The following is a 13,661-nucleotide window of genomic DNA, read 5'->3' as shown; positions in this document are numbered from 1 at the left end:
TCAAGTTTATTTTATCGTTTTTTAACAAAATGGTGTCAATGAAAAAAAGAAGAAAAATATTCGAATTTTTTGTGACAAACTTGTAGGTTTTTGTATGATTTTGTAGGTTCGCTTATAAGATGTGTGAGTAGCTTTTATAAATTCAAATTGAAAGCGTTCGCATGAAGGGGATGAACATAAATGAAAAAATTCGGATTGGCAACACAAATTTTTGTCGCGCTTGTTTTAGGGATTGTAGTAGGGGCAGTCTTTTATGGCAATAAAACGGCGATTTCTTATATCACACCAATTGGGGATATATTTATTCACTTAATTAAGATGATTGTAGTACCAATTGTTATTTCAGCATTAATTGTTGCAGTAGCTGGTGTAGGAGATATGAAAAAGCTTGGGAAACTGGGCGGTAAGACAATTCTTTATTTCGAAATTATTACGACGATTGCTATTTTAATGGGATTACTTGCAGCGAATATATTCCAACCAGGTACTGGTGTTGATATGAGTAATTTACAGCAAAGTGATATTTCTTCTTATAAACAAACAGCAGATGCAACGGAGAAGAAAGGTTTTGCTGAGACAATTGTTCACATTGTACCAAAAAACGTATTTGAATCGATTGCACAAGGTGACCTATTACCGATTATATTCTTCTCAGTATTATTCGGCTTAGGAGTTGCGGCAATTGGGGAAAAAGGAAAGCCTGTTTTTAACTTCTTTGAAGGTGTACTCGAAGCAATGTTTTGGGTTACAAATCAAGTTATGAAATTTGCACCATTTGGTGTATTCGCATTAATTGCCGTTACGGTTGCAAAATTTGGTGTAGCAACATTACTTCCGCTAGGAAAACTAGTGCTAGCTGTATACGTAACTGTTATACTATTCGTTGTGATTGTATTAGGTATTAATGCACGAATGGTTGGAGTAAACATTTTTACATTAATAAAAATTTTAAAAGAAGAACTGATTCTTTCGTTTACGACAGCAAGTTCAGAAGCTGTTTTACCTAATATAATGAGAAAAATGGAAGAGTTCGGTTGTCCAAAGGCAGTTGCCTCTTTCGTAATTCCGACAGGTTATACATTTAACTTGACTGGATCGGCTATTTATCAAGCGTTAGCGGCATTGTTTGTTGCACAAATGTACGGTGTGCACATGTCACTAACGGAGCAAATAACGTTATTATTCGTTCTCATGTTAACATCCAAAGGTATGGCGGGAGTTCCAGGTGCATCGTTCGTTGTTGTATTAGCAACGTTAGGTTCAATGGGGCTACCACTAGAAGGTATCGCGTTAATTGCGGGAATTGACCGCATTTTAGATATGATTCGCTCATCTGTCAATGTATTAGGAAATGCATTAGCGGCCATTGTTATGTCGAAGTGGGAAGGCGAATTCGATAATGAGAAAGCAAAACAATATGTAGAAACAGTCAAAGAAACAAAAGCAGCATAAGAAATCGTTAAGGAGTGAATAATCATGGCAACATTAACTGAAGTTAAAAATGGTGTTCGAATTGAAAAAGATTTTTTAGGTGAAAAAGAAGTACCAAACTATGCATACTATGGCGTACAAACAATGCGTGCAGTTGAAAACTTCCCAATTACAGGATACAAAATCCATGAAGGTTTAATTAGAGCATTCGCAATTGTAAAAAAAGCAGCAGCACTTGCTAATACAGATGTAGGAAGATTGGAATTGAACAAGGGTGGCGTGATCGCAGAAGCTGCTCAAGAGATTCTTGATGGAAAATGGCATGATCATTTCATCGTAGATCCAATTCAAGGCGGAGCAGGTACTTCAATGAACATGAATGCAAATGAAGTCATTGCCAATCGTGCTCTTGAATTATTAGGAATGGAAAAGGGAGACTATCACTATATTAGTCCAAATAGTCATGTAAACATGGCGCAATCAACAAATGATGCATTCCCAACGGCGATTCATATCGCAACGTTAAATGCATTAGAAGGCTTATTACAAACGATGGGTTATATGCATGATGTATTTGAATTAAAAGCAGAACAATTTGACCATGTTATTAAAATGGGTCGTACACATTTACAAGATGCTGTGCCAATTCGTCTTGGACAAGAGTTTAAAGCATACTCTCGCGTACTTGAACGTGATATGAAACGAATTCAACAATCGCGTCAACATTTATATGAAGTAAATATGGGGGCAACTGCAGTTGGCACAGGCTTAAATGCAGATCCAGAATATATTGAAGCAGTTGTAAAACATTTAGCTGCAATCAGTGAATTACCGCTTGTTGGTGCAGAAGATTTAGTAGATGCGACACAAAATACGGATGCTTATACTGAAGTATCTGCAGCACTTAAAGTATGTATGATGAATATGTCTAAAATTGCGAATGACCTTCGCTTAATGGCATCAGGTCCACGTGTTGGTTTAGCAGAAATTATGTTACCAGCTCGTCAACCAGGTTCATCTATTATGCCAGGGAAAGTAAACCCTGTTATGCCAGAAGTTATTAATCAAATTGCGTTCCAAGTAATTGGTAATGACCATACAATTTGCCTTGCTTCAGAAGCAGGACAATTAGAATTAAACGTTATGGAACCAGTACTTGTTTTCAACTTACTGCAATCAATTAGCATTATGAATAACGGTTTCCGTGCCTTTACAGATAATTGCTTAAAAGGAATTGAAGCGAATGAAGATCGCTTAAAAGAGTATGTTGAGAAAAGTGTAGGAATTATTACAGCCGTGAACCCTCATATCGGTTATGAAGCTGCAGCTCGCGTTGCGAAAGAAGCAATCGCGACAGGGCAATCCGTTCGAGAACTTTGTGTTAAAAATGGTGTACTGTCACAAGAAGACTTAGAGTTAATTCTAGATCCATTCGAAATGACACATCCGGGGATTGCAGGAGCAACTCTTTTAAAGAAAAATTAAAAGAAGAGGGGGGACAAGCCCCTCTTTTTTGTTTACAATATAGAAATGCTATATATGAATAGAGGTAGGGATGTTATGAGCAAGTTTACAGTAGCTTCTAATGGTGCATTAGAAACAACATTAAGAGGAGCAGAAGTATTATCAACACCACTTTTAAATAAAGGGGTAGCTTTCACACAAAATGAAAGAGAAGAGTTAGGTTTAAAAGGGGTATTACCGCCAGCGGTTTTAACGTTAGAAGAACAGGCACGCCGAGCATACGAACAATTTAGTTCTCAGCCGGATGATTTATTAAAGAATGTATACTTAACTGCGTTACATGATCGAAATGAAGTATTATTTTATCGTATATTAACAGATCATTTACGTGAAATGTTACCGATTGTATATACACCAACTGTCGGTGTAGCAATTCAAAGATATAGTCATGAATATCGTAAACCACGTGGTGTTTATTTATCGATTAACGATCCATCAGGTATTGAAGAAGCATTCACCAATATTGGTGCAACAGCTGAGAACATTGATTTAGTCGTTGTAACAGATGGAGAAGGCATATTAGGAATTGGTGACTGGGGCGTTGGTGGTATTAACATTGCAATCGGAAAATTAGCTGTTTATACGGCAGCAGTTGGAATCGATCCTAGCCGCGTATTACCGGTAATTTTAGATGTAGGTACAAACCGTGAGGAACTATTAAACAATCCATTTTATATTGGAAATCGTCATCCTCGTATAACAGGTGAAGCTTACGATGAATTTATTGATACGTTTGTACAAGCAGTAAATAAACAATTCCCGAAAGCACTTTTACATTGGGAAGACTTTAGCTCTCGTAACGCACGAAAAATTTTAGATAAATACCGTCATGACGTTTGTACGTTTAATGATGATATTCAAGGTACAGGTGCAGTTTCACTTGCCGCAGTATTATCGGCAGTGAAAGCTTCTGGTGTACCATTAAGTGAACACCGCGTTGTTGTATTTGGTGCTGGTACGGCTGGAATCGGTATCGCAGATCAAGTTAGAGATGCGATGGTCCGCGTAGGCGTATCTGAAGAAGAATCATATAAGCGTTTCTGGTGTATTGATCGTAACGGGTTAGTTACAGATAATATGGAAGATCTTCTTGATTTCCAAATTCCGTACGCAAGACAAGAAGCGGAAGTAAGTGAGTGGAAGCAAAATGATGTGATCGGACTTGCTGAAGTTGTGAAACATGTAAAACCGACAATTTTAATTGGTACATCAACTGTTGCAGGCGCATTTAAAGAAGAGATTATTAAAGAAATGGCTTCTCACGTAGAAAGACCAATCATTTTACCAATGTCGAATCCAACACCGCTTGCTGAAGCAAAACCAGCAGATGTAATCGAGTGGACAGAAGGAAGAGCGTTAGTTGCAACAGGAAGTCCATTTGAACCAGTTACATATAACGGTGTAACGTATGTGATTGGACAATCAAATAATGCACTTATTTTCCCGGGGCTTGGTCTTGGAACAATTGTAGTACGTGCAAGCATTATGACAGATGGAATGTTCGCAGCAGCTGCTGAAGCAGTTGCAAGTATGGTAGATACAAGTCAGCCAGGAGCACCTATTTTACCAGAGGTCGAAGAATTACGTAATATCTCAGAAATGGTTGCAATTGAAGTAGCGAAAGTTGCAGTTGCAGAAGGTGTTGCAAGAGTGAACTTAAGTGATAACGATATCAAGATGGCAGTGAAAGAAGCAATGTGGAAGCCAGAGTATCGCCAAATAAAAGCGGTAGAAAAGGTTAGAATATAGAAACGAAGCCCGTTTATAACAATAAGCGGGCTTTCGCTTTTACTACTGAAAAAAGTATAGGAAGTGGCACCTTTGAATTGGAATCAATTATGGAAGAAAGATATGTCCCTTTTAATTATATTAATGGTCGTTGTTCCGATTGCTGGGGAGCTGAACTTTCATCCCTTTAATGATACGTTTCGAGTTAGCTTCGGTACACCGCTATTCTTCTTTTTATTATTATTTTTAAGAAGAGTACCAGCAGGAGTTGCAGGTATTCTTGTTGGTATATCTGTAGTCTTATTCCGAGTATGTCTTGACTGGATTATGCAAGGTTCATTTTATATGACAGAATCATTTTATTTGCGTTATCCTGTGTTCTTCTATTATTTTATTTATGGCAGTCTTTTTTCGCTTTGCAGGGTAAATAAGTTCCATCAGAAACCAATCATTATTGGATGCCTTGGAATTTCAATTGAAATTGTTGCAAGTATGTCAGAACTTGCGTTTTATCACATGTTAGTACTCGGTACAACAATAACGATTTCTGAAGTAAATAAACTTATTATTATTGCTATTTTTCGTAGTTTCTTTGCACTTGGTTTTTTAAATATGATGAATTTATATGAAACGAAATTAAAAGAATCGCAAGTTCGAAAAGAAAATGAAAATATGTTAATGCATCTTTCTAATTTATATGTGGAATCTGTTCATTTGAAAAAGACGTTACAAAATGCGGAGTTAATTACACAAGAAGCATATCAACTATATCGAAATTTACAAGTAAGCGCTGATTCAAATAGTAAAACAGCATTGAAAATAGCAGGGGAAGTGCATGAAATAAAAAAGGATAATCAAAGGATATTTGCAGGATTATCTAAACTGTTATTAGATAAAAATGTGGCTGAATATGTAGAAGGACATGAGTTAGCAGAGATGATTGTTAGAATAAATGAGAAGTATGCTGAAATGCTAGAAAAGGATATACGTTTTTCTAAACATATAGAAGGTGAGCATGCTGCATACCATGTGTATACAGTGCTATCAATTTTTAATAACTTAGTTGCGAATGCTGTTGAAGCAATTGAAGATAAAGGTTTCGTTATTATTAAGCTATATAAAAGAAATCAGCATATATTTTTTGAAGTAATTGACGATGGGCCTGGTATTACACAAAAGTATAAGAAATTAGTATTTAAGCCAGGATTTACTTCCAAGTATGATCAAACGGGAACACCGTCAACTGGTATTGGGCTTTCTTACATAAATGAAATGGTAACAGAGCTAGGCGGAGAAGTGAAATTAGAAGACCGAGAAAATAAAAGAGGATGTAAGTTTATCGTTTGTTTACCGGAGGATAGTTTAAAGCGGGAAGGGGAATAGATTTGTTTTATTATATCGTAGACGATGATGAAGTTTTTCGTTCGATGCTTTCGCAAATTATTGAAGATGGAGATCTTGGAGAAGTAATTGGTGAGGCGGATGACGGAGCTTTTATTGAAGCCGATCAACTAAATTTTAAAAAAGTAGATATTTTATTTATTGATTTGTTGATGCCGATGAGGGACGGAATTGAAACAGTTCGTCACATTGCATCAACTTTTACGGGGAAAATCATTATGATTTCTCAGGTGGAATCGAAGCAGCTTATAGGTGAGGCATATACACTTGGTGTAGAATATTATATTACAAAACCATTAAATAAAATCGAAGTTGTATCTGTTGTACGCAAAGTGATGGAGCGTATTAGATTGGAGCGTTCTATACATGATATTCAAAAATCATTGAATAACGTGTTTCAGTGGGAAACACCGCAATTGCGTACTGAATCAGTGCAAGAAGGAAAAAAGATAGGGGATTTAGGGCGCTTTTTACTATCAGAACTCGGTATTGCGGGAGAGAATGGAAGTAAAGATTTACTTAGTATGCTGGAATATTTATATGGTCAAGAAAAGGCACAGGCATTTGAGTTTGGCTTTCCTGCGTTAAAAGAAATTTTTCATCATATTACGATAAGGAAATTAGGGGATATAGCTTTAGATGCGGATATTGATAAAGAGAAAAAAGCGTCTGAACAAAGAGTACGTCGAGCTATTTATCAGTCGTTAAATCATTTGGCTTCTTTAGGATTAACAGACTTTTCAAATCCAAAATTTGAAAGCTATGCTCCAAAATTTTTCGATTTCACTGTAGTTAGAAAACGGATGACAGAAATGACGAAAGATGAACTCGCACCTTCTGGTCATACGCGAATTAATACGAAGAAGTTTATTCAAGTGTTGTATTTTGAGGCGAAGAGGTTGATGGAGATAGAGTGAAAAAGATGCTTATAAATAAGCATCTTTTTTGTTAAATCAACATTTTATATTTTCTCGTGGAGCATGTAAAATGTTAAGTAAGAGAAAATGGTTTTATATTAAGGAAGTGTCAAAGCGATGAGTTTCACATTGAATAAATCGATTATTAAAGAAGTGTGCGGAGAGACCTCATATAAAAGAGGTGAAGCCTATTATAAATCAAATAAAGTGATAATAAATCATTATGATGAAAATAAAGAAATTTGCGAGGCGACAGTAAAAGGGAACGAGGATTTCCATGTTACAGTAGAAAAAGCTAAAAAGGGTGATGTTGTTGCGAAATGTAGTTGTCCTTCATTAGCGTCTTTTCAAACGTACTGTCAACATGTTGCAGCAGTATTAATACAAATAAACTATAATCAACAAACAGGTGGAATGAGTTCCGCTAGTAACAGAAGCGATCAATTGACAAGTGGTATGTTTCAGCTGTTTGCGGACAAACCACTGAGGCCAAAAAGTAAACAACACCGTTTTGATACACGTGAAATATTAGATGTTGAGTTTATATGTACACCAGTAGCTACGAGAAGTGGTGGGGCTCTACTTGGAATTCAATTGAAACTTGCCAAAGTGTATTTCATAAATCATATTAGAGAATTTCTTTCTAAGGTGGAGAAAAGAGAGTTTTTTCATTGTTCAAATGAATTTACATATACACCAGATGTACATAGTTTTAAACAAGAAACGGATGCAATTATTCAGCAGCTCATTAAAATGTATCATAACGAAAAAATGTATGAGGATGCGCTAGAAGTACATGCGAAACAAGATGAAAGTATGATATTTATACCACCAGCTTCATGGAAAGATATGCTCTCTTCACTTTCTAAAGTTGAATATGTACAGCTGAAACAAAATGAACAACTGTTTCAGGGATTACAAGTTTCAAAAGGTTTGTTGCCGTTACACTTTGAATTTACGAAGGGAAATAATGGCGGATTTACACTTCATATAGATGGTCTAAATCGTGTGCAAGTTATGGATATGTATAACAATGCACTTTATGATGGGAAATTATATCACTTACACATTGAAGATTGTATGCGACTTATTGAATTACAAAAGATGATGAGTCGCTCAAATAGTAATCAGTTTTATATTCCAGAAAGTAAGATGGAACATTTCGTCGCGAAAGTTGTACCAGGATTAATGAAACTCGGAACTGTACACATTGATGAAGTAATATCGGATCGTGTTGAAACACCTTCGCTAAAAGCGAAATTGTATTTAGACCGCGTGAAAAATCGCTTATTAGCAGGCCTTGAATTTCACTATGGGAACGTCATGATTAATCCGCTAGAAGAGGATGGACAGCCGTCTGTTTTTAATCGTGATGAGAAAAAAGAAAAAGAGATTTTAGACATTATGAGTGAAAGTGCCTTTGCAAAAACAGAAGGCGGTTACTTTATGCATAATGAAGAAGCTGAGTATAACTTTTTATATCACGTCGTGCCAACATTAAAAGGTTTAGTTGATATTTATGCGACGACAGCAATCAAATTGCGAATTAGTAAAGGGGATGCAGTTCCTCTTATTAGAGTGAGAAGAAAAGAAAGAATTGATTGGTTGTCATTTCGTTTTGATATAAAAGGAATACCAGAAGCAGAAATTAAAGGTGTATTAGCGGCTCTTGAAGAGAAACGTAAATATTATCGATTGGCGAACGGTTCGTTTTTGTCGCTAGAGAGTAAAGAGTTTAATGAAATTAATCAGTTTATAAAAGAATCAGGTATTCGGAAAGAATTTTTACATGGAGAAGAGGTAAATGTTCCGCTTATTCGGAGTGTAAAATGGATGAACGGACTTCATGAAGGTAATGTTTTAAGTTTGGATGATTCAGTTCAAGAGTTAGTAGAAAACATTCAAAACCCGAAAAAATTAAAGTTTGCTGTGCCAAATACTTTAAATGCAGAAATGAGAAAGTATCAAGTATACGGGTTCGAATGGATGAAAACACTTGCTCATTACCGTTTTGGCGGTATTTTAGCAGATGATATGGGACTTGGAAAAACGTTGCAAAGCATTGCTTTTATAGATTCTGTTTTGACTGAGATTCGAGAAAAGAAACTGCCAATATTAGTCGTTTCACCATCATCTCTTGTTTATAATTGGTTTAGTGAATTGAAAAAATTCGCCCCGCATATTAGAGCAGTTATTGCAGATGGAAACCAAGCAGAGCGCCGGAAAATTTTGAAAGATATAACGGAATTTGATGTCGTAATCACGTCATATCCATTACTGAGAAGAGATATAAGATTATATGCAAGACCATTTCATACACTATTTCTTGATGAAGCACAGGCGTTTAAAAACCCTACAACGCAAACGGCAAGAGCTGTGAAAACAATTCAAGCTGAATACCGTTTCGGACTAACTGGTACACCTGTAGAAAATTCATTAGAAGAGCTATGGTCTATCTTCCATGTCATCTTCCCGGAATTATTACCAGGAAGAAAAGAGTTCGGTGATTTAAGGCGTGAAGATATAGCGAAGCGAGTGAAACCATTCGTATTAAGACGATTAAAAGGGGACGTATTAAATGAGTTGCCAGAGAAAATAGAGCACTTACAATCATCGGAGTTATTACCCGATCAAAAGAGTCTCTATGCTGCTTATTTAGCGAAGTTAAGGGAAGAAACGTTAAAGCATTTAGACAAAGACACGTTACGTAAAAATAAAATTAGAATTTTAGCTGGTTTAACGAGATTGCGACAAATTTGTTGTCATCCCGCTTTATTTGTTGATGATTACAAAGGAAGTTCAGCTAAATTTGAACAATTGTTAGAGATTTTAGAGGAATGTAGAAGTGCAGGGAAGAGAATATTAATTTTTTCTCAATTTACGAAGATGCTTTCCATTATTGGTCGTGAGTTAAATCGACAAGCAATTCCATACTTTTATTTAGACGGGAGTACACCAGCGCAGGAACGTGTAGAGCTGTGCGATCGGTTTAACGAAGGAGAAGGAGATCTATTTCTCATTTCTTTAAAAGCTGGTGGTACCGGACTTAATTTAACTGGTGCAGATACAGTAATATTATATGATTTATGGTGGAATCCAGCTGTTGAACAACAAGCGGCCGATAGGGCGTATCGAATGGGACAAAAAAATACAGTGCAAGTTATAAAGCTAGTAGCTCAGGGAACAATTGAGGAGAAAATGCATGAACTGCAAGAAAGTAAGAAAAATTTAATCGCTGAAGTGATTGAGCCGGGAGAAGAGAAATTGTCCTCAATCACAGAGGAAGAAATTCGAGATATTTTAATGATTTAATATAAAAAAGCTATGCCTTCAAATTTATGAGTGCATAGCTTTTTTTGTTGTAATAATTATATTTTGTTTTGTACAAAGTAAAGAAATCAAATGTTATTTAAATTACTTCTTTGTACCTTTACTTTTGTATGGTTTGGCAGCTGCCTTTTTCTTTGCACTTGATTGCCAACGGTTCCATCCTTTACTTCCTGTACCTTGTCCTACACCTTTTTTCGGTTTTGCTTTCGTTTTACTCATATGATCACTCCGTTATATAAAAATCTTATTTGATAATAGTCAATGATTTAGAAAATACTCTTTATAAATGACTATGATTGCTTTAAGTAAAAATAAACTGCTTGAATGCTATAGTATATCATGAAATTGCAAGTAAACTGAAAGGAATTATAAAGAAAATGAAAATAATAAGAAATACTGCGGATTCTATATTCCGAACGATCACATTAATTGTTGTGTATACGTTAGTTTCGGTCAGTGAAACATTTTTTGGATTGACGAGGCAGAAAAAGTAAAGATGTTAAATTAACAACAATCAATAAAGCCGTAAAATAAAGAATTGAAAAACATTTTAAAACTTTTTGTTGACTTTCTTTATTTTTTGTATAGAATAATCATTAATAAAATGTTTCAGAGATGTGACAACAAAACGACTATGAAAGGACGAGTAGTAGTAGGACGTAGTTTAAGCGAGTCAGGGGTGGTGTGAGCCTGATACGAAGCCTATTATGAAGAACCTCCTGGAGTTGCTAACCGAAATCCTTTATAGGAAAGTAGACTTAGCCGGGAACTTCGCCGTTACAAGAAGAACAGTATCGAGATATTTCATCTCCGTATTGTATAAGTGAGCAACCTCTGTTGCTAATTTGGGTGGTACCGCGGAACCAAAGCCTTTCGTCCCAGTTTTTTGGGAAAGAAGGGCTTTTTTTGTTGGCTTCTTTTCACAACATCCAAACATTTTAGGAGGAAACCACCATGTATCAATCATTAATGACAGTAAGAGAGACTCAAATCGCAATTAAGGAAGTTAAAACATTTTTCGAGGACCAATTAGCAAAACGCCTTGAACTATTCCGCGTATCTGCACCATTATTCGTAACGAAAAAATCAGGATTAAACGATCACCTAAACGGTGTAGAACGCCCAATTGAATTTGATATGTTACATTCAGGAGAAGAATTAGAAATTGTTCATTCACTAGCGAAATGGAAACGATTTGCATTACATGAATACGGATACGAAGCTGGTGAAGGTTTATATACAAACATGAACGCGATTCGTCGTGATGAAGAACTTGATGCAACACATTCCATTTACGTTGACCAATGGGATTGGGAAAAAATCGTTCAAAAAGAATGGCGTACTGTCGATTACTTACAAAAAACAGTACAAACAATTTATGGAATATTCAAAGATTTAGAAGATCACTTATTTGAAAAATATCCGTTCCTTGGAAAGTATTTACCAGAAGAGATTGTTTTCATTACTTCTCAAGAACTAGAAGATAAATATCCAGAATTAACACCGAAAGATCGTGAACACGCAATTGCAAAAGAACACGGTGCAGTCTTTATTATCGGAATTGGTGATGCACTTCGTTCAGGTGAAAAGCATGACGGACGCGCGGCTGATTATGACGATTGGAAATTAAACGGTGATATTTTATTCTGGCACCCAGTACTACAATCTTCATTTGAATTATCATCAATGGGAATTCGTGTTGATAGTAAATCACTTGATGAGCAGTTAACGAAAACTGGTGAAGACTTCAAACGTGAGTATGATTTCCATAAAGGTATATTAGAAGACGTACTACCATTAACAATCGGCGGTGGCATTGGACAATCAAGAATGTGCATGTACTTCTTACGTAAAGCACATATCGGTGAAGTTCAATCTTCTGTATGGCCTGACGATTTACGTGCAGCTTGTAAAAAAGAAAACATTCATCTGTTTTAATAGAAGTGAGGGAATAACTTAAATATAGAGCTATTCCCTCTTTTTTTAATTGTGTAAACGAATGGTTTACAGAGAGTTTTACTAATGGTTTCTTTCATTTATATCTCTTTTTATGTAATAATTTGTTAAAGGAGGGGACGTTATGAGCATAAGAGAACAGCTAAAAAAACTACGAGAATCAAAGGGGTTTTCGCAAGAGGATGTTGCTAAAAAGATTGGTGTGACAAGGCAAGCAGTATACAAATGGGAAAATGATAAAAGTTATCCTGATATTGATAATCTAATTTTACTAAGCGAAATGTACAATGTTACGCTTGATGAGTTAATAAAAGGGAAACAGAATATTAAAGAAAAAATACATATTGATGAAGAAGATGAGGATTTTGAAAAAGAGAATGAGTTTGGTTTTTATATTGGATTTGGTTTGTTAATTATGAGTGCGTTTATTGATTATGAAAAAGTACAGGTGGTTGTATTAGGAATGGCGTTATTCATGATGGTTTTTTACTCTGATGTTAAGAAAGTTATTTTGAATGAATATAGATCATTTTTTCAAGGGAAAGAGCGAAAAGATATATGTGATAAAAAGTGAGAAGAGTTAGTTATATTTCCTAGGAAAGGGTATAACGAATATTTTAATTGTTTTATAATGATTTTGGGATATTGGTAATATGAAAGCTATTTGGGTAGATCCTTGAAATCTATATGTAAAATGATAATAAAGTTATTTAATTTTAAAAGCTCAAACAAGCATAACCCCGTTCTAAAGTTAGGACGGGGTCAAAAATATAATAATAAAGTCGCTTAAGAGTCTACGTTTTATTCAATGATAGCGCCTTTTTACAAAACGTCACTTGCTTATTTATTACTGAGTTCTTCCGCTAAACCGATTAAAATTCCTTCGACTCCACGAATGTAGCAGAGACGATACGAGTCCTCGTACTGAATTACTTCGCCAACGAGCTCTGCACCATGCTTAGTGAGTCTGGATACCATTTCTTCAATATCTTGAACGGTGAACATGACGCGTAGATAACCGAGGGCGTTTACAGGAGCATTTCGGTGATCTGCTATAGTAGGAGGGGTGAGAAATCGCGAAAGTTCAATTCGACTGTGGCCATCTGGAGTGACCATCATAGCAATCTCTACGCACTGAGAGCCGAGTCCAGTTACGCGACCAGCCCATTCACCTTCGATAGTGGCTCGCCCTTCGAGGTTCAAGCCAATCTCCTCAAAGAAAGAGATTGCGTTATCAAGGGATTCTACAACGATGCTGACATTGTCCATTCGTAGTAATTTGTTTTTTGCCATATTCTTATCTCCTTATGTATAAAAGTTTATTATTTAATCATCCTCATAATTATACTACTAAGTAGTTACAAATTCCTTTCA

Annotated in this window: 10 protein-coding genes and 1 other annotated feature; of the genes, 8 read left to right on the top strand and 2 right to left on the bottom strand. The window is 35.8% G+C overall.

From position 1 onward, the window contains the following. The first annotated feature begins 180 nt into the window (after positions 1 to 180). The 6 genes from ACODS7_RS06500 to ACODS7_RS06475 all read left to right on the top strand — a co-directional run bounded on the left by ACODS7_RS06500 (position 181) and on the right by ACODS7_RS06475 (position 10,313). The gene (locus ACODS7_RS06500; protein ID WP_000713291.1) at positions 181 to 1,452 is read left to right on the top strand and encodes a cation:dicarboxylate symporter family transporter; all 1,272 of its coding nucleotides are present in this window, start codon (positions 181 to 183) and stop codon (positions 1,450 to 1,452) included. A gap of 24 nt (positions 1,453 to 1,476) precedes the next feature. Next, positions 1,477 to 2,916, top strand: coding sequence for an aspartate ammonia-lyase (gene aspA, locus ACODS7_RS06495; RefSeq protein ID WP_000224200.1), 1,440 nt, complete (start codon positions 1,477 to 1,479; stop codon positions 2,914 to 2,916). A gap of 75 nt (positions 2,917 to 2,991) precedes the next feature. Next, positions 2,992 to 4,704: an oxaloacetate-decarboxylating malate dehydrogenase gene (gene malS / locus ACODS7_RS06490; protein ID WP_142333764.1), complete on the top strand. Its 1,713-nt coding sequence runs from the start codon at positions 2,992 to 2,994 to the stop codon at positions 4,702 to 4,704. A gap of 63 nt (positions 4,705 to 4,767) precedes the next feature. Next, complete coding sequence (locus ACODS7_RS06485; protein ID WP_080681731.1) at positions 4,768 to 6,066, top strand: sensor histidine kinase; 1,299 nt, start codon at positions 4,768 to 4,770, stop codon at positions 6,064 to 6,066. Positions 6,067 to 6,068: 2 nt separating this feature from the next. Then, entirely contained in the window at positions 6,069 to 7,001 is a 933-nt protein-coding gene (locus ACODS7_RS06480) for a response regulator (RefSeq protein ID WP_016082107.1), read from the top strand. 117 nt (positions 7,002 to 7,118) lie between these two features. After that, on the top strand, positions 7,119 to 10,313 hold the full coding sequence (locus ACODS7_RS06475; RefSeq protein ID WP_098628963.1) for a DEAD/DEAH box helicase: 3,195 nt from the start codon (positions 7,119 to 7,121) through the stop codon (positions 10,311 to 10,313). Positions 10,314 to 10,415: 102 nt separating this feature from the next. Here the strand turns inward: ACODS7_RS06475 and ACODS7_RS06470 are convergent, their stop codons facing one another. Then, positions 10,416 to 10,550 (bottom strand): DUF3934 domain-containing protein, encoded by a 135-nt coding sequence (locus ACODS7_RS06470; RefSeq protein ID WP_000047588.1) that lies wholly within the window; start codon positions 10,548 to 10,550, stop codon positions 10,416 to 10,418. 406 nt (positions 10,551 to 10,956) lie between these two features. Further along, positions 10,957 to 11,215: a binding site (T-box leader), on the top strand. A 70-nt stretch (positions 11,216 to 11,285) separates the two neighbouring features. On the opposite strand from ACODS7_RS06470, the gene asnA reads away from it, so the two are divergent. Together asnA and ACODS7_RS06460 are read left to right on the top strand one after the other, a co-directional pair. After that, complete coding sequence (gene asnA, locus ACODS7_RS06465) at positions 11,286 to 12,269, top strand: aspartate--ammonia ligase (protein WP_000284912.1); 984 nt, start codon at positions 11,286 to 11,288, stop codon at positions 12,267 to 12,269. 142 nt (positions 12,270 to 12,411) lie between these two features. Beyond that, entirely contained in the window at positions 12,412 to 12,861 is a 450-nt protein-coding gene (locus ACODS7_RS06460) for a helix-turn-helix domain-containing protein (RefSeq protein WP_098628962.1), read from the top strand. A gap of 266 nt (positions 12,862 to 13,127) precedes the next feature. Here ACODS7_RS06460 and ACODS7_RS06455 read toward each other — a convergent pair whose 3' ends face one another. Continuing rightward, complete coding sequence (locus tag ACODS7_RS06455; RefSeq protein WP_016082104.1) at positions 13,128 to 13,580, bottom strand: VOC family protein; 453 nt, start codon at positions 13,578 to 13,580, stop codon at positions 13,128 to 13,130. Positions 13,581 to 13,661: the final 81 nt, after the last annotated feature.

The sequence above is a fragment of the Bacillus sp. FG16 genome, from assembly GCF_057809515.1.
The sequence above is the reverse complement of the archived record's forward strand: the minus strand, read 5'-3'. Positions and strand labels throughout refer to the sequence as shown.

What these genes read in the sequence shown, in the direction of transcription:
- malS (WP_142333764.1), top strand. Translation starts at nt 2,992, where the DNA reads ATGAGCAAGTTTACAGTAGCTTCTAATGGTGCATTAGAAACAACATTA.
- asnA (WP_000284912.1), top strand. Translation starts at nt 11,286, where the DNA reads ATGTATCAATCATTAATGACAGTAAGAGAGACTCAAATCGCAATTAAG.
- ACODS7_RS06475 (WP_098628963.1), top strand. Translation starts at nt 7,119, where the DNA reads ATGAGTTTCACATTGAATAAATCGATTATTAAAGAAGTGTGCGGAGAG.
- ACODS7_RS06460 (WP_098628962.1), top strand. Translation starts at nt 12,412, where the DNA reads ATGAGCATAAGAGAACAGCTAAAAAAACTACGAGAATCAAAGGGGTTT.
- ACODS7_RS06455 (WP_016082104.1), bottom strand. Translation starts at nt 13,580, where the DNA reads ATGGCAAAAAACAAATTACTACGAATGGACAATGTCAGCATCGTTGTA.
- ACODS7_RS06500 (WP_000713291.1), top strand. Translation starts at nt 181, where the DNA reads ATGAAAAAATTCGGATTGGCAACACAAATTTTTGTCGCGCTTGTTTTA.
- ACODS7_RS06470 (WP_000047588.1), bottom strand. Translation starts at nt 10,550, where the DNA reads ATGAGTAAAACGAAAGCAAAACCGAAAAAAGGTGTAGGACAAGGTACA.
- aspA (WP_000224200.1), top strand. Translation starts at nt 1,477, where the DNA reads ATGGCAACATTAACTGAAGTTAAAAATGGTGTTCGAATTGAAAAAGAT.